The organism is Pandoraea horticolens (genome assembly GCF_902459555.1).
Classification (GTDB): domain Bacteria; phylum Pseudomonadota; class Gammaproteobacteria; order Burkholderiales; family Burkholderiaceae; genus Pandoraea; species Pandoraea horticolens.
Genome location: NZ_CABPSM010000010.1, coordinates 206,994 through 226,922 on the forward strand (window position 1 = coordinate 206,994; position 19,929 = coordinate 226,922).

Below are 19,929 nucleotides of genomic sequence, written 5' to 3' on the forward strand. Positions count from 1 at the left end.
TCAACGCATGACTCCACGGGGCACAACCGTTGCCCCGGCTTCCCGCAGTCCTAGCGAGCGACGGGCGGCGCACGACCGCGCCGCCCTCTGAACAAGCCATCTCATCGAAGTTTCCCTCCACAGACCCTGCCATCGCGGTAACCCCCATAGCGCTATACTCGTTGCGAACCTATATCCACTAGGAGAAGAGACATGCAACGAGAGGTCGTGATCGTCAGCGGTGTGCGCACTGCCATTGGTGATTTTGGCGGCAGCCTGAAGGATTTCGCGCCAACGCAACTTGGCGCCATTGTCGCCCGCGAGGCCATGGCCCGTGCGAACGTCGGCGGCGAGGAGGTCGGCCAGGTCGTGTTCGGCAACGTCATCCATACCGAGCCGAAAGACATGTATCTGGCGCGCGTGGCGTCCATCGAGGCAGGGGTGAGCCAGCACGCGCCCGCGATGACCGTGAATCGCCTGTGCGGCTCAGGTCTGCAAGCGGTGGTCTCCGCGGCGCAGTCGATCCTGCTGGGTGACACCGACATAGCGATGGCGGGCGGCGCCGAGAGCATGAGCCGCGCGCCGTACGTCATGCCGGGTGCCCGCTGGGGTACGCGCATGGGCGAATCGCGTCTCGTCGACATGATGCTTGGCGCGCTTCACGACCCGTTTGCCGACATCCACATGGGCGTGACGGCCGAGAACATCGCGAAGAAGTGGGGTATCACGCGCGACGATCAGGACCGTCTGGCAGTCGAGTCGCATCGGCGTGCCGCGCACGCGATGGCGGCCGGCTATTTCAACGATCAGATCGTGCCGATCGCGATCAAGTCGAAGCAGGGCGATATCTCATTCACGACCGACGAGCACGTGCGCGCGGGCTTGAGCATGGAAGACATGGCGAAGCTGCGCCCCGTGTTCGAGAAAGACGGTACGGTCACCGCCGGTAATGCTTCCGGGCTGAATGATGCCGCCGCGGCTCTCATCCTGATGGAGCGTGCGCAAGCCGAGCGTCGCGGCGCCAAGCCGCTGGCACGGCTGGTGAGCTACGCCCACGCCGGTGTCGATCCGAATTACATGGGCATCGGCCCCGTGCCGGCGTCGCGCATGGCGCTGGAGCGTGCTGGTCTCAAGGTGGATGACATCGACGTGGTGGAAGCCAACGAGGCGTTTGCGGCGCAGGCATGCGCCGTCACGCGCGATCTCGGCTTCGATCCGGCCAAGGTGAACCCGAATGGTTCCGGCATTTCGCTGGGTCACCCGATCGGCGCCACCGGTGCGCTCATCACGGTCAAGGCGCTGCATGAGTTGCAGCGCGTCGGCGGCCGTTATGCGCTGGTGACCATGTGTATCGGCGGTGGGCAGGGCATTGCAGCCGTGTTCGAGCGCGTGTAAGTTACACCCCGGGGGTCGGCGGTGTTGCCGGCCCGAGCCATTCCGGAGCCGTGATGACGCAAGACAACCGCAAGCCCCTCGATACGCCGGAAGCCAACGGCTGGCACTGGCAGACCAATATTCTGCACACCGACACACAATTACCCGCAGGGTTTGCCGCCATGCCGGTGCCTGTCGCCCGCGCGTCGACGGTGATTTTCCCCGATCTGGCCGCCATGCGTGCGCTCGACTGGAAGAACGACAGCCAGTGGCGCTACGGCCTGCATGCGACCCCGACGTCGATGGAGTTGATGCGGCGTCTGGCGGCACTCGAAGGCGGCAAGCATTGCCTGCTGTTCCCGTCTGGCCTCGCGGCCATTTCCAATGTGTACTTCGGCCTCGTCAAGGGCGGCGACGACGTGCTCATTCCCGACAACGCCTACGGCCCGAATCGTGAGCACGGAGACTGGCTTGCCGAATCGTTCGGCGTCACGGTGCGCTATTACGATCCGATGATCGGCGACGGCATCGGCGCGCTGATTCAACCCAACACGAAGGTAATCTGGCTCGAAGCGCCGGGTTCGGTCACGATGGAAGTGCCGGACGTGCCGGCCATCGCACGCGTCGCGCGCGAGCGCGGTGTGCTCACCGCCATCGACAACACCTATTCGGCCGGCCTGGCGTTCCGCCCGTTCGATCACGGCGTGGACATCTCGGTGCAGGCGCTGACCAAATACCAGTCGGGCGGCAGCGATGTGCTGATGGGCGCCGTCGTGACCGTCGACGACGACGTGCATCATCGTCTGAAGCGTGCTCGCATGCTGATGGGCGTGGGGGTGTCGGTCGACGATTGCAGTCTCGTGCTGCGCAGTCTGCCAAATATGCAACTGCGCTTCGAGGCGCACGATCGCGCTGCGATGACACTGGCCACGTGGCTGGAAACGCGTCACGAGATTGTGGCGGTGCTGCACCCGGCATTCGAGGACTGTCCGGGCCATCAGCATTTCCGTCGCGATTTCTCGGGAGCGGGTGGCCTGTTCTCCGTGGTGTTCGACGAGCGCTACTCGCAAGCGCAGATCGATGCGTTCGTCGAAGCGCTGCGCTTGTTCAAGATCGGCTTCAGTTGGGGAGGGGCGCACAGCCTTGTCGTGCCGTATCGCGTGCCATCAATGCGTACGGCAACGCCGTGGCAGCATAAGGGCGCGCTGGTGCGCTTCTACATCGGTCTCGAAGATGTGCGCGATTTGCAGGCGGATATCGAGGCGAGCCTCAAGGCGCATCTCGGCGCCTGATGCTGCGGTCCGGGGCGGAGGAACGGCACGCGGACTGCGCAAGCCGTGTCCGCCCGGGGTTCACGTTCAGTCCTTACGGAACAGCGAGAGAATGCCGTCCAGCCCGGCGTAATTGAACGCGACAGACGCCTTCTCGCGCACCACGGGTTTGGCACGGAACGCCACCGACAACCCGGCAATCGCCATCATCTGAAGATCGTTCGAACCGTCGCCCATGACGATGGCCTGATCGGGGCGGATGCCGAATTGGGCCGCCACTTCGGTCACGGTGCGCGCCTTCACTTCGGCGTTGACGATCTCTCCCAGCACCCGGCCGGTGAGCTTGCCGTCGACAATCTCCAGCGTGTTCGCGCGGGCGACATCCAGATTCAGGCGCGTCTTCAGGCGTTCCGTGAAAAAGGTGAAGCCACCCGACACCAGCAGCGTGCGAATGCCGAGCGACTGCACGCCGCGCAGCATGGTCTGCGCGCCGGGCGAGAGTTGCAGGCGCTCGTCGAACACCTTCTCCAAAGCACTGGCGTCGAGCCCCTTGAGCAGGGCCACGCGACGCGTGAGACTTTCGTTGAAGTCCTTGATCTCGCCGCGCATGGCGGCCTCGGTGATCGCCGAGACTTCCGCCTTCAATCCGCAGAAATCGGCGATTTCGTCGACGCACTCGATGGTGATGAGCGTGGAGTCCATATCCATGGCCACCAGCTTGAAATCCGTGAGACGGCGCTGGCTGTCGACGAGTACGGCATCTACCTCGTGCTGCTGGGCAAACGCACTCATCGCGGTACGCAGGGCCGGGCTGTCGGTGACATCGGCGATGCGTGCCGCACCCGGCGTAAACGTAACGTTGGCACCGGGCACGAGTGCGCCGACGGCGGCTTGCAGGTGAGACGGGAATGCCGTAGCAGGAGCGGCGTGCGCGGCGGGTGAAGCGCTGCCCAGAATGACGAGGTCGTTGGCCATCTTGAAGTCGAGAGTCGTGCGTTTTACGTGCGACCGACATTCTACCGGGTTGCGGCGGCCTCGCGCCGGTTTCCCTGACGGGCGGGAGATTCCGGATGCCCATCCGTCGCACGGGGCGCGGCCTCAGCCGTCGTGGGTGGTGCGACGCGCGCGGCTCGGCGGAAGTGCCTCGAACTTGTGCCAGACGCGCCGCAGATGGCGGCTGGAGCCGAAACCGGTGCGCTCGGCAATGCGCTCCAGATCGAGATGGCTGTTGCCGAGCATCTCACGCGCGAGCGCGATGCGTAGTCGATGCAGGTAGTCGATGGGCGCGACGCCGGCGTGTTCGCGGAAGAGTCGCGTCACGTGCCGTTCGCTGGCGCAGGCGATGTCGGCCATGGTGGCGAGTGTCCAGTCGTGGGCGGGATCGGCGGCGATGGCGTCCTGTACCCGATGCAATGCCGGATGCAGGTGATTGCGGCCTTCGAGCCAGGGAGACAACTGTGGGTCGGCACCGGCACGCCGCGCGTAGACAACCATCTGACGCGCCACCGCAGCCGCGCACAGCGGCCCGGCGGCATTGGCAATGAGGGTGAGCATCAGATCCAGCCCGGTGGTGACGCCGGCGCTCGTCCACACGTTCCCGTCATGCACGTAGAGCCGGTTGTCCGCTACGCGCGCACTTGGGGCCAGCGCACGCAATTCGTCGCAACTGCCGTGATGCGTGGTGCAGGCGCGCGTATCGAGCAGTCCCGCGCGCGCGGCCAGCAGCGCGCCCGTGCAGATGCAAGCCAGTTGGTGCGTGGGGCGCACCACTTGCCGAAGCCACGCAACGGCGCGGGCTTCGGCGTCTTTCGTCGGGGCGTCCGATAAGTCGGATAAGTCCGATAAACGCGATAAGTCCGTCATCGTGTCATCGGCCGCCACCTGCTCCGGCAGCGGCTTCTCGACGGTGCCCGCGACGACCAGCCAGGCGTCGTCGGGCACGTCGCCTGGCAGCACGTCCAGCGGCGAGAGGCGCAGGCCGATGGAGGTGGTCACCGAGCGCTGCGTGCCAACATAGCGCAACGCGAAGCGCACGTCGTCTTGCTGGTGATTAGCGATGCGCAACGCCTCGGCCGGCGCTGCGATGTCGAGCAGCAGCGTATCGGGCATGACCAGCAGATAGACGGGTTGCAGTCGTGGCATCGCAGCAGGCCTTCAGGACAAATTCAGACAACGTCGGTTCGAGAGCGACATTACACCGCCGCGAGCGCTTCCTCAACCGTCACGATACGGGCGAAGCGATCGACGAGGACCATTTCGGTGCGCTCCTTGAGGTCGGCGACCGACAACTCGCGTCCGGTGCGCGGGTGTTGCATCGGGAAGGTGAGGGTGGCTTCCGTGACGAAGTCCACTTCGTAACCCGCATCGGACGCCGCACGGGTCGTCGTCTCGCAGCATTGCTCGGTGCGGATGCCGGAAACGATCAGACGCGTAATGCCGTGCTCGACGAGCCACGCGCCGAGGGTAGAGCCGGCCAGCGCGCTGTGCTTCACCTTGTCCACCGTGAATGCCGGGGCGATACGAAGTTCTTCGAGCGTGCGCACGAAGCCCGAGTCACGCGAGAACACGCCCGAATCGATATGGAACACCTGCACGACGGGGACGCCACGGGCCACCGCACCGTCGACGAGCGCTTGCTGGCGGCTGAAGTACGTGGCGAGATCGTCTTCGCGCCAGTACGGACGCTGACGGAACGATTCCTGGGCGTCGATGACGAGCAGGGCGGTGCGGGACGTTTGGGCGGTTTGATCTTGCGACATGAGCGACTCCGTAAGGTCGGGTGACGGTGAGGCCATGTTACGAGGCGCTTAGGGACTACGACAGACCGCCTGCGGACCGGAATCGGACGTATCCGGACATCGGCTGTTAGCGCCTATCAAACCGATCGAACGCCCGGATGCCGGAGAGACAGGCGTTCAGATCGCGGCGCGCGCGCCAATGCCGGTGGTTTGCGCCCGCTGATACAGCGCGGCGGCGAGTGCGACGTCCTGCGCCCCCATGCCGAGCGACTTGAACAAGGTGACGGTTTCGGCGTTGGTGCGCCCGGGATGCGTGTGAATGACCAGTTCCCCGAGTTCTGCGAGCAGGTCCTCCGGTCCGATACGGCCTTCGGCGGCCGCCGCCAGATAGTCGCCGGACTCGTTGATCGTCGATTCGCGCCGGTCGACGAACAACCGGGCTCGCGCCATGAGCATCGTATCGGCTTCACGATGACGAGGGGTGCTGCTGCCGACCAGATTGACGTGTGTGCCCGGCGCGATCCAGCCGGCTTGCAGCACCGGGTCCGTCGCGTTCGTCACCGTCACGACGATATCGGCGTCGCACACGGCCGCTTTCGCGCTCTCGGCGGCTTCGAGGGGAAAGCTGTAGTTCGGCTGTTCCTTGTCGACGAAAGCCTGCGCCGTGGCGAGCGAGCGGCTTGCCACGTACACGTGCCTCAGCGGGCGCGCCGCCGCGAGCGCTGCGAGATGCCAGTGCGCCTGATGACCTGCCCCGATCAGGGCAAGACGAGAGGCGTCGGGGCGGGCGAGCAGACGCGTCGCTAGTCCTGTCACGGCGGCGGTGCGAATACCGGTGATCTCCGCCGCGTTCATGACGGCGAGGAGTTCGCCCGTCTCCCCGCTCATCAACAGGACGCAGCCCTGATGCGGGTCCTTGCCGAGCGCGCTGTTGCCGGGGAAGAAAGTGCCGACCTTGGCGCCGTAGACCGGCATGCCGGACGCTGCGCTGCCGAGGAACGCGGGCATCATGCCGAGCATGCCTTTCGCGCCGAGCGTTTCCGGCGGACGGATGATCTGGCGCAACGGCAGGTGAATCTGCCCACGGGCGAGTGCGCCGAACATGTCGGACATGACGGGGATCGCGTCGGCCACGGGCATGAGCGCGGCGATTTGCGCAGCGTCGAGCAGCAGGACGGGCGGCGTTGAGGAGGTGGCGGACATGCGAGATCCTTGTGAACGTGCGGGCAGTGGCCGAGGTGCGAAGCGAAGACGCGACCGTTAGGTCGCGTCAGGCGCTTCGTCAGAGGGGGCGAAGGCGCTCAGCCGTTCGCTTCGGCCGCGAGTGCCGCTTCGATGTGGCGGTTGAACGTCGCCGTGTCGGTGTTGGTGCCGCACAGCAGCACGCCGACGCGCTTGCCCATGAGTGTCTCGCGTAGCGGCCCCATCAGCGCAGCGGTCGCCGCCGCACACGCGGGTTCTACCGCCAGCTTCAATTGACGGAACAGGGTGAGCATGCCCGCACGCATCTGGTCGTCGGTGACCGTGACCAACTCGTCGACATGACGGCGGCACAGCGTATAGCTATACAACTCCGTGTGCGGCGCCATCAGGCTGTCGGCGATACCGGTCATCGGCCCCATCTTGACAGTGCCGCCTGCGGCGAAGCTCTGCGCCATGGCGTCGGCGCCGGCCGGTTCGACACCGTACACCTTCACGTGCGGCGCGAACAGCTTGAACGCGGTGGCTACGCCGGCAATCAAGCCGCCACCGCCGATGGGTACGATCACGGCGTCGAGGTCGGGGGCTTGCTTCGCCCACTCGTAGCCCAGCGTGGCCGTGCCGAGCACCGTGCGGTAGCCGTTGAACGGATGCACGAAGTAGCGGCCCTCGTCCTGTTCGACGCGCTTGACCATATCGAACGCTTCGTGAACGTTTTCAGCGAGTATCAGTTCCGCACCGTATTCGCGACACAGCGAGGAACGTGCCGGGCTGGCGGTCTTGAGCATGATCGTCTTGGCGCCGATGCCCGTTGCTTGCGCAGCGTAGGCCACCGCCACGGCGTGGTTGCCGGCGGACACGCATGTCACGCCCGCCTTGCGCTGCGCTTCGTCGAGCGAGAGCAGGTTCGAGAACGCCCCGCGTGCCTTGAACGTGCCCGACGCCTGCAACAGTTCGTACTTGAACGTCACCTGGGTGTCGCCGAGCGTCGGAAAGTCACTGCGGGTGAATACCGGCGTCGTTCGCACATAGGGAAGCAGCTTCTCGTGCAAGGCGGCGATGGCGTCTTTCGTCGGCGCGGGTTGCCCGTCGATGGTTTCGGCGTGCAGGTCGTGGGTCGATTGCGTCACTTGGGCGTTGTCTCCTTAGTGGTGAAATGCCGGGAGGGGGGCGCACACCGGTGAGCGGATGTGCGCCGCGGCTCCCGTAGCCGCCTGGCGTTGCCGGGCTCGATGGTTCAGCGAAGGCCGAGCTTGCGGCTGCGCAGCAGCGCGGTAATGCTGATGACGGCAGCGAAAATCAGATAGAAGCTCGGCGCGAGCTTGTTGCCCGTTGCGCCAATGAGCCACGTGATGATAAACGGTGCGAAGCCGCCGAACACCGTTGCTGCAATGTTATAGCCTAGAGAGAGGCCCGTGGTGCGCACCTGTGTCGGGAACAATTCGGTGAGCAGTGCGGGCAGGGCGCCGAAGTACGTCGTCATCAGCAGGCCGAGCACGATCTGGAACACCATCAGCGAGCCGAACGTCGGGTTCGCATCGAGGAAGCGAAACATCGGGTAGACGAGCACCAGCAACGCCACGGCGGCGGCGAGCATCGGCTTGATCCGGCCGTGTGTATCCGACCAGTGGCCGACGATCGGTGCGACGATCAGTTGCACGACACCCGTGAGCAGCACGGCCGAGAATGCGGCCGAGGACGGCAGACCCAACTGCTTGACGGCATACGTCGGCATGTAGAGCACCAGATAGGTCGCGACGGTGGCCATCACGACCACGCCGATGGCGAGCAGCAGGCGTTCTTTCTGGCTGGCAAACGTATCGCGCAGGGGGCTTTGTGTGGGCTCGATGTCGAGGAACTCGGGCGTCTCGTCCAGACGGCGGCGAATGTAATACGCCACAGGGCCGATCAACAAGCCGAAGAAGAACGGGACACGCCACCCCCACGACGCCATCGCTTCCGGCGAGAGATTCCCGGTGAGCAGCGCGCCGAACCCTGCGGCGAGCAGCGTGGTGAGACCTTGCGAGGCGACCTGCCAGCTCGAGAAGAAGCCGCGACGTTGCGGCGCGTGCTCGGCGAGGAACGCCGTGGCGCTACCGAATTCGCCGCCGGCCGAGAAGCCCTGCACCATGCGGGCGATGACGATACCCACCGGCGCCAGCACCCCGATGGTGGTGTACGTGGGCATGAGCGCGATGAGCAGCGTGCCGACCATCATCAACAGAATCGACAGCGTGAGCGCGGCTTTGCGACCGGCGCGGTCGGCGTAGGCGCCAATCACGATGGCGCCGAGCGGGCGCATGAAGAACGACACGCCGAACGTGCCGAGCGTGAGCAGCAGCGACACCGTGTCGTTGCCGGTCGGGAAGAACAGTTTCGCAATGGTCACGGCGAAGAAGCCGTACACCACGAGATCGAACCACTCGAGGGCGTTACCGATCGATGCGGATACGATCACACGCCAGGCGTGCGGGGTGGTGCGGGCGGACGGGGCCGTCGCGTCGGGGGCTGCGCTTGCACTCATGGGCGAGATCTCCAATACCTGTCTGACGTATGTGCTTTGTTATCTTGCGGAGGGATGTCCTGTGCGCCTTTGCAATAGGCGTCTGTGACGGTGTACAGCGTGCTGCTTTGTTGCCTTGGCGATGCCGGATCGGCGTCGCCAAGGCAACGGGCCGCATCCCGCTAGCGGAATACGGCCCGGTAAGACGGCAGTCGGTGCCTTGGCCCGAAATGATTCAGGCGATAGCTCAGGCGTCGACGGTGTTGCTGCGAATCAGCTTGCGCAGAAACGACTCGCACTGCGCGATCTGTTCGAGCGAAACGAACTCGTTGGGCTTGTGCGCTTGCTCGATATTGCCCGGGCCGCACACGATCGACGGCACGCCCGCCAGTTGGAACTGACCGGCTTCGGTGCCGTAGGCGACCTTGCGCTTGTCGGTGTCCTTGGTCAGGGCGCGCACGAGTTGCGTGATGGCGTCCTGCTCCGAGGCGTCCAGCGCCGGGGCGGCGGCAATCCGCTTGAACTCGATGCCGGCGTTCGGGTGTTCTTTCTGCATCTTCGGCACAAGCTCGTCCAGCGCGTATTGCTGAATGCGCTGGAAGATGCCGTCGGCGTCAACACCCGGCAGATTGCGGTATTCGAAAACGAACTCGCACAGTGCCGGAATCGTGTTGAGGGCGATGCCGCCCGAGATCGTGCCGGTCTGCGCCGTGGTGAACGGCACGTCGAACAACTCATCGAACGGGCCGTTCTGCTTGAAGTGGTCGGCCAGATCGCGGATGTAGCAGATCAGACGTGCCGCGTACTCAATGGCGTTCGAGCCCTTCGGCGTGAGCGACGAGTGCGCTGCGTGACCGCGTACGCAGCACTGGTAGGCGTTGATGCCCTTGTGGGCAACGATCACGCGCATGCTCGTAGGCTCGCCGACGATACAGCCGTCCGGGCGAATGCCGCGCTCGCGCAACTCGGCCAGCATCACGGGCGCGCCCACGCAACCAATCTCTTCGTCGTAGGAAAAAGCGAAATGGAACGGCGTCTTGAGCTTGGCGTCACGCATTTCCGGCAGCATCGTCATGACCGAGCCGATGAAGCCCTTCATGTCGCAGGTGCCGCGGCCATACAGGTTGCCGTCGCGCACCACGGGTTTGAACGGATCGGTATCCCACGGCTGGCCGTCAACCGGCACTACGTCGGTGTGCCCCGACAGCACGATGCCGCCCTGGGTGTTGCCGTCAGCGGCGGGCAGCGTCACGAACAGATTGGCCTTGCGCTTGGTGGCGTCATACGAGAGCCACGGCTCGACACCCGCATGCTTGAGGCTGTCGCGCACCGTCTCGATCAGGCCGAGGTTCGATTCGCGGCTGGTGGTGTCGATGCTGACCAGCTTCGTGATCCAGTCGAGCGATGCCGGCTGGGCCTCGCTAGCGGCTTGCGGCGCGATGGCTTGAGGGGAAGCGCTTGTCATTCGAATCTCCGGGAATCTTCCAGTCATACGTACTGGGAAATGGTACTCAAAAATAATTTAGAGGTAAAAGGTTGTGTGAACAACCATTCCTGCCTCGCGAGAATTCGCGCGCCGGGCGGGGGTTTGCCCGGATGCGCTAGCCCGGCGAACGGCTGAAATTGCTGCGGTGCACACCGGATTCGAGGTCTTTTCGACCGCTTCGGTGTGCCGTCGCTGTCGGGTGTGTCAGGCGGCTTTTGCGCCGGGTGAGCCGAGGGCTCGCAACGTCTCCTTGATCGCGCGCACGCGGTCGGTCAGCTCTGCGTGTTTCACTTCGATGCGCAGCTTGTCCTGCCCGGCGAGCTTGATGTGGCGATGCTTCTGCACCAGCTCGATGATGCGCATCGGGTCGACGGCGGGTGTCGGCTCGAATTGCAGGGCGATGGCTTCTTCGCTCGCGTCGATCTTCACGATGCCCAGCGGCTTGGCCAGCAACCGCAGACGGTGCGTCTCGATGAGTGCCTGCGCCTGTTGCGGCAACTTGCCGAAGCGGTCGACGAGTTCTTCCTGCGTTGTGTCGATGGCATCGGGATTCGTACCGTTGGCGAGCCGCTTGTAGAGCGAGAGACGCTCCTGCACGTCGCCGCAGTAATCGCTCGGCAGAATGGCCGGAACGTGCAGATTAATCTCGGTCGTCACGGCGAGCGGCGCGGTGAGATCCGGCTCTCGGCCGGCTTTCAGCGCACTCACGGCGTCGGCCAGCATGTCGGTATAGAGCTGGAAGCCGATTTCATGGATTTCGCCCGACTGTTTGTCGCCCAGCACCTCGCCCGCGCCGCGAATCTCGAGATCGTGCATGGCGAGGTAGAAGCCCGCGCCGAGTTCTTCCATCTGCTGAATCGCTTCGAGACGGCGTTGTGCCTGCTTGGTCAGCGCCTTCGGATCGTGCACGAGCAGATAGGCGTATGCCTGATGGTGCGAGCGGCCCACGCGGCCACGCAACTGGTGCAACTGCGCGAGACCGAACTTGTCGGCGCGGTGCATCAGGATGGTGTTGGCGGTCGGCACGTCGATGCCGGTCTCGATGATGGTCGTACACAGCAGCACGTTGGCGCGCTGTGTCACGAAGTCGCGCATCACGCGCTCGAGATCGCGTTCGTGCATCTGGCCGTGGGCGACCACGATGCGGGCCTCGGGCACAAGGGCTTCCAACTGAGCCTTGCGGTTCTCGATGGTCTCGACTTCGTTATGCAGGAAATACACCTGTCCGCCACGCTTGAGTTCGCGCAGCATGGCTTCGCGAATCACCCCATCTTCCTCGCGTCGCACGAAGGTCTTGATCGCCAGGCGCTTCTGCGGCGCGGTGGCGATGACGGAGAAGTCGCGCAATCCTTCGAGGGCCATGCCGAGCGTGCGCGGAATCGGGGTGGCGGTCAGCGTGAGCACGTCGACCTCGGCGCGCAGTGCCTTGAGGGCCTCCTTCTGACGCACGCCGAAGCGGTGCTCTTCGTCGATGATGACGAGGCCCAGGCGCTGGAAATGGATGTCGTTCGAGAGCAGCTTGTGCGTGCCGATCACGATATCGACCTGTCCCTCGTTGATCGCCTTCACACTCGCGTTCACTTCCTTCGTGGTCTTGAAACGGGAGAGTTCGGCGATGCGCACCGGCCAGTCGGCAAAACGATCGGAGAAGGTCTGCGCGTGTTGTTCGGCGAGCAGCGTGGTAGGCGCGAGCAGGGCGACCTGCTTGCTGTCGAGCACGGCAATGAATGCGGCGCGCAAGGCCACTTCGGTTTTGCCGAAGCCGACGTCGCCGCACACCAGGCGGTCCATCGGGCGACCGCTGGTCATGTCGCTCATGACGGCGGCAATGGCGGCCGCCTGATCCGGTGTTTCCTCAAAGCCGAAGCTGTCGGCAAATTTCTCGTAATCGCGCGGCGACAGCTCGAAAGCGTAGCCCGAGCGCGCGGCACGGCGGGCGTACAGGTTGAGCAGTTCCGCCGCCGTATCGCGGATCTGCTGCGCGGCCTTGCGCTTCGCCTTCTCCCATTGGCCCGAGCCGAGCGAGTGCAGTGGCGCGGTGTCGGGATCGGCGCCGCTGTAGCGCGAGATCAGGTGCAACTGCGAGACCGGCACATACAGTTTGCTCGCGCCCGAGTATTCGAGATGCAGGAATTCGGTCTCGCCTTCGCCGAGATCCATGCTGACCAGGCCCTGATAGCGGCCGATGCCGTGCTGGCTGTGAACCACGGGGTCGCCGACCTTGAGTTCGGCAAGGTCGCGCACCATCGAATCGACCGACGTCGCCTGTTCCTGGCGGCGCTTGCCCGCACGGCGCGCAAGTCCTTCGTACAGCTCGTTTTCGGTGATGAACGCGAGGTTTTCGGCCGGCAGCAGGAAGCCGGCGGCCAGCGGGGCGACGCCGATGGCGAAGCGCGTGTCGGACGTCAGGAAGTCTTCGAGCGACTCGACCGTGGAGGGGCGCAGATCGTTATCGTGCAGCAGTTGCAGCAGCGTCTCGCGGCGGCCGGCCGAATCGGCGCACAACAGCACGCGTGCCGGTGTGCGGGCCAGATAGGCGCGCAGCGCGGCGAGCGGGTCGTCGGCGCGGCGATTGACCGCCAGCGGCGGCAGCGGGGTAGCCCAACTGCCATCGCCCGGTGCGGGCAGCGTCAGCCGTGCGAACGGCTTGGCGAGCGTGAAGAAGTCCTGATCGAGCAGGAATAATTGCTCGGGCGGCAGCACCGGACGCTCGCGATCGTGCGACAGAAAGTTGTAGCGCTGGCGCGTATCGTTCCAGAAGCGGTGGATTGCCGCGTCGAGATCGCCCACGAACACCAGTTGAGCGTCGGCAGGCAGATAGTGGAACAGCGTGGCCGTCTCTTCGAAGAACAGCGGCAGGTAGTACTCGATGCCTGCCGACGGCACACCGCTGCCGATGTCCTTGTAGATCGGACTGCGGCTCGGATCGCCTTCGAAGACTTCGCGCCAGCGGCCGCGAAACGCCGTGCGCGCGGGTTCGTCGAACGGGAATTCGCGCCCCGGCAGCAGACGGACTTCCTTGACCGGATACAGGCTGCGCTGCGTGTCGGGATCGAACGCACGAATGCTGTCGACGGTATCGTCGAACAGGTCGAGGCGATAGGGCAGTGCCGAGCCCATCGGGAAGAGATCGATCAGCCCGCCGCGTACGCAGTACTCGCCGGGGCGCATTACCTGGCTCACATGCTCGTAGCCCGCGAGCGTGAGTTGAGACTTCAACCGGGCCTCGTCAAGACGTTCGCCCTGCGTGAAGAAGAACGTATAGGCCGCCATGAAGCTTGCCGGCGCCATGCGATAGAGCGCAGTGGTCGCGGGCACCAGCACGATGTCGCAGCGCTTCTCGCCGAGATCGTGCAGGGTGGCAAGCCGTTCAGACACGAGATCCTGGTGTGGCGAGAACGTGTCGTAGGGCAGCGTCTCCCAGTCGGGCAGCAGCCGCACGCGCGCCTCGGGCGCACACCACTTCAGCTCCTGCTGCAGGCGCAGGGCATCGGTGGCCTGGGCGCACACGACGGCGAGCAGCGGCAGGCGCTCGCGATTCTCTTCGAAATAGCGGGCAATGAGCAGGGCGTCGCTGGACGCGTGCGAGCCGGCAAAAGCGTAGCGCTGTCCCGCTTTCACGAGCGGCACAGGCACGGTACTACGGGATAAGGCGTTGGCGGAGGACATAGGAAAACGTTGCAGAAATGGCAAAGCACGGGGCTCCACTCGCATGGGGCCCCGTGACAGTCAGCGTCTATTATAAAATCCCTGCTTTACCCTTACCTGCGTTTTATCGTGAGCGACCGACTTTTTGCCGTCATCCCGTGTGCCGGGGCCGGTGTACGCGCCGGGGCCGACGTGCCCAAGCAATACCGAAGCGTCGGCGGACGTGCCATGCTTCACTATGCGCTTGCCGCGTTCGACGCCTGTTCCGAGTTCGCTCAGACCGTGCTGGTGCTGGCGCCCGACGACGATCACTTCGACGGGCGGCGCTTCGGCACGCTGCGCTTTGCGGTGCGCCGTTGCGGTGGCCCGTCGCGCCATGCGTCGGTACTTGGCGGCCTGCAGGCGCTCACCGAGTTCGGGGCGCAGGACAGCGATTGGGTGCTTGTGCACGATGCTGCGCGTCCGGGCATCACTCCCGCGCTGATTCGCGCACTCGTCGAAGCGCTGCGTGACGATCCGGTCGGCGGCATTCTCGCGTTGCCGGTGGCCGATACGCTCAAGCGTGAGCAGGCGCCGGCCGAGAAGGGCGGGCTGGCAGCCGTACAGACCACGGAATCGCGTGACGGGCTGTGGCAGGCGCAGACGCCCCAGATGTTCCGCCTCGGCATGTTGCGTCAGGCGCTGGAAGACGCGCTTGCTTCGGGGGCCGAAGTCACGGATGAGGCCAGCGCCATCGAGCGTATCGGCCTCACGCCGAAACTCGTTCGCGGCAGCCTGCGCAACTTCAAGGTGACATATCCCGAAGATTTCGCGCTTGCCGAAGCATTCCTCGGTGCGACCAGGCCCGCGTGAAGGCGGGGTGATTACAGGCTGCATTGATCCGACGTACTGTTTTTTCGCATTTGGCGATTCCCCATGACTGAACCCGCTGTTTCCAATGTCTCGCTCGCTACGTTGTCCAAGCTCCGCATCGGTCAGGGCTACGACGTGCATGCCCTCGTGCCTGGCCGCCCGCTCGTGATGGGGGGCGTGACGATTCCGTTCGACCGCGGCCTGCTGGGCCATTCGGACGCCGACGTGCTGCTGCACGCCATCACCGACGCCGTGCTTGGTGCGGCGGCGTTGGGCGACATCGGGCGTCATTTCCCGGACACCGATCCCACGTTCAAGGGCGCAAACAGCGTTGTATTGCTCAAGGAAGCCATGCGTCGTGTGCGTGAGCATGGCTACGAGATCGTCAACGTGGACTGCACGGTTATTGCGCAGGCGCCGAAGCTCGCACCGCATATTGCCGCCATGACCCAATCGATTGCCGATGCGCTGGGCATCACCGCCGGTCAGGTGAACGTGAAGGCGAAGACCAACGAGAAGTTGGGCTATCTCGGCCGCCAGGAAGGGATTGAAGCACAGGCGGCGGCATTGCTCATCGGGCGCTGAGCGCCGGCCGGACCCAAAGTAAAACGGCGCTACCGGACGAACCCGGTGGCGCCGTTTTGCTTTTGATGGCTCGCGCGGTGTCGAGACGCCGCGCCAAGCCTTACCTTACGCTGCCTCGGCGGCGAGGACTTGCGCAGCGGCGTTGATGACAGCGGCGATACGGCCGACGTCACGCAGTTGCGCGGTGCTCATCCCATGCTCGGCGGCGAGCAGATGATAGTGCGACTTCACGCAGAAGTGGCACTTGCCGATGATGGACGCCGCCAGCGCATACATCTCGAAGCGACGCTGATCGACGCCGCCTCGTGTGGCGTAGCCGTTCATGCGAAGTTGAGCCTTCTCGTTCTTGAGTTCGGCGTTATCGGCCATCTCGAGATACGGATACCACGTGTTGTTCATGCCCATGAGCGCGGCGGCGGTCAACGCGCCTTCAAGCTCTTCCGGGGACAATACGCCGGCTTCGCGAATCGCCTTGATGAGCGGCTGACTCTTGGCGGCGAAGGCGGCCGCGAGGGCCACACCGACGGCGTCGTTGCCTTCCAGCGAGGAGCGGGCGATCGTGCCGTCGAGGTTCAGGCGAATGTCCTTGGCGTAGTCAGGGATCTGCGCCTTAATCGCGGTGATGAATTCCATAAATTTCTCCTATTGCTTTGGGCTGAAAAAGCCCGCTTGCGCGGGCTTCGAGACGACGCTTACAGCGTTGCACCGCCGACCGCGCGGTTGCACGGGCAGAGTTCGTCGGTTTGCAGACCGTCCAGAATACGCAGAACTTCTTCCGGGTTACGGCCGACGTTCAGGTTGTTCACCGAAACGTGCTGGATGACGTTGTCCGGGTCAACGATGAACGTTGCACGCAGGGCCACGCCGGCTTCCTTTTCACGCACGCCGAGTTGGTCGATCAGAGCACCCGTGGTGTCGCCGAACGAGTAGTGGTTCAGCTTGCTCAGGTCCTTGTGCTCACGGCGCCATGCCAGTTTCACGAATTCGTTGTCGCCCGAACCGCCGAGCAGAACAGCGTCACGATCTGCGAAGTCGTTGGCCAGCTTGGCGAACTCAACGATTTCGGTCGGGCACACGAAGGTGAAATCCTTCGGGTAGAAGTAAATGATCTTCCACTTGCCCGGGAACGAGGCTTCGGTGATCGTTTCGAAAGCCGACACACCGTTTTCTTCGTGGTTGTTGAAACCGGGCTTGGCAGCTACTACCGAGAACGCTTCGAGTTTGTCGCCGACAGTCTTCATCGATTTACTCCTAAATTAGTGCGGTTTATGTCGAGATGTCACAGGTACATCGCAACCAGCAACTGACCGGGATCATGCGATCCTCAGTCAACTAAAGCACTATACGCTATCAAATCAATAGCAGCAATAGTTTATTTTTATGTTGAGGATAGTTAAATCAAATCCCGTCGATAGGATTTTGCGCGATGCCGCGCGGAAGAAGCCTTGAGCATAGCCAAATTTCCGTGCGATCACACCTATTTAGCAAGCGGGAATGACACGATGATTTCAAGGCCGGTGCCCGGACGAGCGTTGCGCAGCGAGGCGATGCCTTTATAGCGCGTGGCGATGCGCTGCACGATTGCCATGCCAAGGCCGGTGCCGTCTGCCTTGGTTCGTGCGGTGTCCACCCGATAGAACGGGCGGAAAACGAGGGCCAGTTGCTCCTCGGGAATGCCGGGGCCGGTATCGCGTACACGCATCTCGACGCGTTCGCCGAGCACGCGCGTCGTGATGTGAACGTTGGCGATGTCGGTCTGCGCGTCGCGGCCATACTTGCGCGCGTTCTCGAGCAGGTTCGTGAGCAGGCGCTTGAGGTCGGTGCGCTCGGCGAGCACCGCGGTGGCCTCGGCAAGTTCGACGGTGACGTTGAGGTCTTCCCGGCCGTCGAACGAGGTGGCGGTCTCGCGCACGATATCCGACAGGTCCAGTGCCTGCATCGTGCGCGACGCCGGACGAGCGTAATCGAGAAAGCGGCCGATGATCTCGTCCATTTGCTCGATGTCGCTGATCATGTCGCGTTTGACATTCTCGTCGGACGGACTCATCTCCGTCTCCAGCCGCAGCCGGGCGAGCGGCGTGCGCAGGTCGTGCGAGATGCCGGCGAGCATCAGTGCCCGGTCGGCTTCGAGGCGGTCGAGTTCGTCCACCATCTGGTTGAAGCTGCGGTTGGCCTCGGCGGCCTCGCCCATGCCGCGCTCGGGTAGCGGGTCGGGGCGTTGCCCTTCACCGATGGCACGCGCGGCGTGGGCGAGCCGGGCAAACGGCCGGTTCACGAGCGCGGTAATGAAGGCGGCGCCAATGAGCGAGAGTGCCAGCGCGAAGGTCCCCCAACTGAAGAGTTGAAGGCCGGTGGCCGTGTCGATCCGGTCTTGCTCGATAGCGACCCAGTAGTCGTCTTCGTCGATCTTGAAGCTGATCCACATGGCCGGGATCTCGTTGACCGAGGCGGCGATGATCGTGTCCGTGCCAAGACGCCGTTGCACGTCGCGCACGATCAGATCCTGCACCACGCCGCCGGGTTGCTTCTCGATCTTGTCAGCCGGTTCGCGCGGATATACGCGGATGCCCTCATTGCTCTCCAGATCCTGGAGCAATGCGCGGCGCAGATCGGGTTCGGAATAGAGCAGGGCGGTGCGCGTGAGCTTGACGATCGACACGAGTTGCTGCGCGACCCGCTGTGCGCGCGGCTCGCGTTCGATCACACGAAAGCTCTGATACCAGGCGGCCAGACTGACGCCGATGAGCAGTGCGATGAGGAAAAAGGTACGCCAGAAAAGACCGCCGAACAGCCCGCGTACCATCCGGATCGGATGCATGGGGTGGCTCCGTCTAAAGCGTGATTTGTGCGTGTTCGCAGGCCCGGTGTGCCGGATGACGGGTGCCTGGGCGAAGCGCGATGTGCAGCATGGTATGCGACGTGAAACAAGACACAACGCCGGTGCGCGAGCTTGTCGCGACCGGCGTTGTTTTGCTGCGTGAGACGCGAAGGTGGCCGATCACGCGCCGCCGTCCGGGATGAACACGTAGCCGAGGCCCCAGACGGTCTGAATGAAGCGCGGGCTGCCCGGGTCCGGTTCGATGAGCTTGCGCAGGCGCGAGATCTGCACGTCGAGGCTGCGATCGAACACTTCGTATTCACGCCCCCGTGCGAGTTCCATCAGCTTTTCACGGGACAGTGGCTGGCGCGGATGGCGTGCAAACACCTTGAGCACCGAGAACTCGCCCGTCGTGAGCGCGATTTCCTGACCGTTCTTGGTGAGCGTGCGCGTGGCGAGGTTCAGGGCGAAGTCGCCAAACTCGAACGTCTCCATGGTTTCGCTGGGGGCGCCGGGAAGTTCAGGCGGCGCCTGACGGCGCAACACGGCGTGAATTCGGGCGACGAGTTCGCGCGGATTGAAGGGCTTCGGCAGATAATCGTCGGCGCCCATTTCGAGGCCGACGATACGGTCGACATCCTCGCCTTTGGCCGTTAACATGATGATCGGCGTGCGGTCATTCGCGCCACGCAGGCGGCGACAAATAGATAGACCGTCTTCACCGGGGAGCATCAGGTCCAGCACGAGCAGATCGAAGCGCTCGCGCACCCAAAGCTTGTTCATGGCCGTTGCATTTTCGGCCACAAAGACATTGAAACCCTGTTCCCCGAGGTAACGACGTAACAGGTCGCGCAGGCGCGGATCGTCGTCGACAACCAGAATTTTGGGAGAATTTTTGTTTTCCATGCCACGTATCTTAGCCCGAAATGTTGCGAACTGAGGAGGCCGCCAAAGCGGGTTACAAAGGGTTACACAATTTACTCTACCCCTTGTGCGCTGACCATAGGCAGTGGGTACACTTGCACCCCTGCCAGGGCGAAAACCTGCTGCATGGCATGAAGGACATACGCACAAGATGAGATGGGCTGCTGAGTTGACGTTACTGTTCGGGGGAATCATGCTCTGGGGACACCTGGGTGTGACGTATGCCCGTCCCGTGCCCTATTTCAGTACGCAATCTCATGACGCGAGTCCGTCGGGACAGCAGCGCCCGGCGCCGTCGCCTCGCAATCCGTCGAAGAATGGGCAGTCGCAGGGGGATACCTCCGCCGAGCGCCGTAACGACGATCTGCAGAACACGCCGCCGGGCCGCCGTCCGAATGGTCATATGACGCCGGAAGACCGGCGCTTGCTTCGTCAGCATATTCAAGACGCTGTGCGCGAGTTGTACAGTCACTAATATGACGCGCACGACGTTGGTGTCAGATCAGTGTCGGAAACGTCGCCAAACGCTTCTCCCAAAACGCCAGTGATGT

17 protein-coding genes are annotated in these 19,929 nt (G+C 63.8%); 5 read left to right on the forward strand and 12 right to left on the reverse strand.

Annotated elements, in window-relative coordinates; genetic code table 11:
• The first annotated feature begins 192 nt into the window (after positions 1-192).
• Both bktB and PHO31112_RS17335 read left to right on the forward strand, forming a co-directional pair.
• A complete protein-coding gene (bktB, locus tag PHO31112_RS17330; protein ID WP_150621601.1) occupies positions 193-1,374 on the forward strand; it encodes a beta-ketothiolase BktB in 1,182 nt (393 codons plus the stop codon).
• A 53-nt stretch (positions 1,375-1,427) separates the two neighbouring features.
• Complete coding sequence (locus PHO31112_RS17335; protein WP_150621602.1) at positions 1,428-2,645, forward strand: cystathionine beta-lyase; 1,218 nt, start codon at positions 1,428-1,430, stop codon at positions 2,643-2,645.
• 66 nt (positions 2,646-2,711) lie between these two features.
• On the opposite strand, the gene serB is transcribed toward PHO31112_RS17335, so the two are convergent.
• The 8 genes from serB to mfd all read right to left on the reverse strand — a co-directional run bounded on the left by serB (position 2,712) and on the right by mfd (position 14,220).
• On the reverse strand, positions 2,712-3,599 hold the full coding sequence (serB, locus tag PHO31112_RS17340) for a phosphoserine phosphatase SerB (protein WP_150621603.1): 888 nt from the start codon (positions 3,597-3,599) through the stop codon (positions 2,712-2,714).
• 123 nt (positions 3,600-3,722) lie between these two features.
• A complete protein-coding gene (locus tag PHO31112_RS17345; protein ID WP_150621604.1) occupies positions 3,723-4,766 on the reverse strand; it encodes a GlxA family transcriptional regulator in 1,044 nt (347 codons plus the stop codon).
• Between the two features lie 50 nt (positions 4,767-4,816).
• Entirely contained in the window at positions 4,817-5,383 is a 567-nt protein-coding gene (locus PHO31112_RS17350; protein ID WP_150621605.1) for a cysteine hydrolase family protein, read from the reverse strand.
• Between the two features lie 156 nt (positions 5,384-5,539).
• Positions 5,540-6,565 (reverse strand): ornithine cyclodeaminase family protein, encoded by a 1,026-nt coding sequence (locus PHO31112_RS17355; protein ID WP_150621606.1) that lies wholly within the window; start codon positions 6,563-6,565, stop codon positions 5,540-5,542.
• Between the two features lie 98 nt (positions 6,566-6,663).
• Positions 6,664-7,692, reverse strand: coding sequence for a threonine/serine dehydratase family protein (locus tag PHO31112_RS17360; protein WP_150621607.1), 1,029 nt, complete (start codon positions 7,690-7,692; stop codon positions 6,664-6,666).
• Positions 7,693-7,799: 107 nt separating this feature from the next.
• A complete protein-coding gene (locus tag PHO31112_RS17365; protein ID WP_150621608.1) occupies positions 7,800-9,086 on the reverse strand; it encodes an MFS transporter in 1,287 nt (428 codons plus the stop codon).
• A 226-nt stretch (positions 9,087-9,312) separates the two neighbouring features.
• Positions 9,313-10,530 (reverse strand): acetylornithine deacetylase, encoded by a 1,218-nt coding sequence (gene argE / locus PHO31112_RS17370; protein ID WP_150621609.1) that lies wholly within the window; start codon positions 10,528-10,530, stop codon positions 9,313-9,315.
• Positions 10,531-10,755: 225 nt separating this feature from the next.
• Positions 10,756-14,220 carry a transcription-repair coupling factor gene (mfd, locus tag PHO31112_RS17375; RefSeq protein ID WP_150621610.1) on the reverse strand — a complete coding sequence of 1,155 codons (3,465 nt, stop codon included), beginning with the start codon at positions 14,218-14,220 and terminating at the stop codon, positions 10,756-10,758.
• Between the two features lie 108 nt (positions 14,221-14,328).
• Here mfd and ispD point away from each other — a divergent pair, with 108 nt between their 5' ends.
• Both ispD and ispF read left to right on the forward strand, forming a co-directional pair.
• Positions 14,329-15,051 (forward strand): 2-C-methyl-D-erythritol 4-phosphate cytidylyltransferase, encoded by a 723-nt coding sequence (gene ispD, locus PHO31112_RS17380; protein WP_150621611.1) that lies wholly within the window; start codon positions 14,329-14,331, stop codon positions 15,049-15,051.
• A gap of 63 nt (positions 15,052-15,114) precedes the next feature.
• Positions 15,115-15,636, forward strand: a complete 522-nt coding sequence (ispF, locus tag PHO31112_RS17385; RefSeq protein ID WP_150621612.1) for a 2-C-methyl-D-erythritol 2,4-cyclodiphosphate synthase — start codon at positions 15,115-15,117, stop codon at positions 15,634-15,636.
• Between the two features lie 105 nt (positions 15,637-15,741).
• On the opposite strand, the gene PHO31112_RS17390 is transcribed toward ispF, so the two are convergent.
• The 4 genes from PHO31112_RS17390 to ompR form a co-directional block, all read right to left on the reverse strand.
• Positions 15,742-16,269, reverse strand: a complete 528-nt coding sequence (locus PHO31112_RS17390) for a carboxymuconolactone decarboxylase family protein (RefSeq protein WP_150621613.1) — start codon at positions 16,267-16,269, stop codon at positions 15,742-15,744.
• Positions 16,270-16,328: 59 nt separating this feature from the next.
• On the reverse strand, positions 16,329-16,877 hold the full coding sequence (locus tag PHO31112_RS17395) for a peroxiredoxin (RefSeq protein ID WP_010808865.1): 549 nt from the start codon (positions 16,875-16,877) through the stop codon (positions 16,329-16,331).
• 236 nt (positions 16,878-17,113) lie between these two features.
• Positions 17,114-18,454, reverse strand: coding sequence for an ATP-binding protein (locus PHO31112_RS17400; RefSeq protein WP_150621614.1), 1,341 nt, complete (start codon positions 18,452-18,454; stop codon positions 17,114-17,116).
• 180 nt (positions 18,455-18,634) lie between these two features.
• Entirely contained in the window at positions 18,635-19,360 is a 726-nt protein-coding gene (gene ompR, locus PHO31112_RS17405; RefSeq protein ID WP_010808867.1) for an osmolarity response regulator transcription factor OmpR, read from the reverse strand.
• Between the two features lie 169 nt (positions 19,361-19,529).
• Here ompR and PHO31112_RS17410 point away from each other — a divergent pair, with 169 nt between their 5' ends.
• Positions 19,530-19,853, forward strand: a complete 324-nt coding sequence (locus PHO31112_RS17410) for a hypothetical protein (protein ID WP_150621615.1) — start codon at positions 19,530-19,532, stop codon at positions 19,851-19,853.
• Positions 19,854-19,929 lie beyond the last annotated feature (76 nt).

What these genes read in the sequence shown, in the direction of transcription:
- bktB (WP_150621601.1), top strand. Translation starts at nt 193, where the DNA reads ATGCAACGAGAGGTCGTGATCGTCAGCGGTGTGCGCACTGCCATTGGT.
- PHO31112_RS17335 (WP_150621602.1), top strand. Translation starts at nt 1,428, where the DNA reads ATGACGCAAGACAACCGCAAGCCCCTCGATACGCCGGAAGCCAACGGC.
- serB (WP_150621603.1), bottom strand. Translation starts at nt 3,599, where the DNA reads ATGGCCAACGACCTCGTCATTCTGGGCAGCGCTTCACCCGCCGCGCAC.
- PHO31112_RS17345 (WP_150621604.1), bottom strand. Translation starts at nt 4,766, where the DNA reads ATGCCACGACTGCAACCCGTCTATCTGCTGGTCATGCCCGATACGCTG.
- PHO31112_RS17350 (WP_150621605.1), bottom strand. Translation starts at nt 5,383, where the DNA reads ATGTCGCAAGATCAAACCGCCCAAACGTCCCGCACCGCCCTGCTCGTC.
- PHO31112_RS17355 (WP_150621606.1), bottom strand. Translation starts at nt 6,565, where the DNA reads ATGTCCGCCACCTCCTCAACGCCGCCCGTCCTGCTGCTCGACGCTGCG.
- PHO31112_RS17365 (WP_150621608.1), bottom strand. Translation starts at nt 9,086, where the DNA reads ATGAGTGCAAGCGCAGCCCCCGACGCGACGGCCCCGTCCGCCCGCACC.
- argE (WP_150621609.1), bottom strand. Translation starts at nt 10,530, where the DNA reads ATGACAAGCGCTTCCCCTCAAGCCATCGCGCCGCAAGCCGCTAGCGAG.
- mfd (WP_150621610.1), bottom strand. Translation starts at nt 14,220, where the DNA reads ATGTCCTCCGCCAACGCCTTATCCCGTAGTACCGTGCCTGTGCCGCTC.
- ispF (WP_150621612.1), top strand. Translation starts at nt 15,115, where the DNA reads ATGACTGAACCCGCTGTTTCCAATGTCTCGCTCGCTACGTTGTCCAAG.
- PHO31112_RS17390 (WP_150621613.1), bottom strand. Translation starts at nt 16,269, where the DNA reads ATGGAATTCATCACCGCGATTAAGGCGCAGATCCCTGACTACGCCAAG.
- PHO31112_RS17395 (WP_010808865.1), bottom strand. Translation starts at nt 16,877, where the DNA reads ATGAAGACTGTCGGCGACAAACTCGAAGCGTTCTCGGTAGTAGCTGCC.
- PHO31112_RS17400 (WP_150621614.1), bottom strand. Translation starts at nt 18,454, where the DNA reads ATGCATCCGATCCGGATGGTACGCGGGCTGTTCGGCGGTCTTTTCTGG.
- ompR (WP_010808867.1), bottom strand. Translation starts at nt 19,360, where the DNA reads ATGGAAAACAAAAATTCTCCCAAAATTCTGGTTGTCGACGACGATCCG.
- PHO31112_RS17410 (WP_150621615.1), top strand. Translation starts at nt 19,530, where the DNA reads ATGAGATGGGCTGCTGAGTTGACGTTACTGTTCGGGGGAATCATGCTC.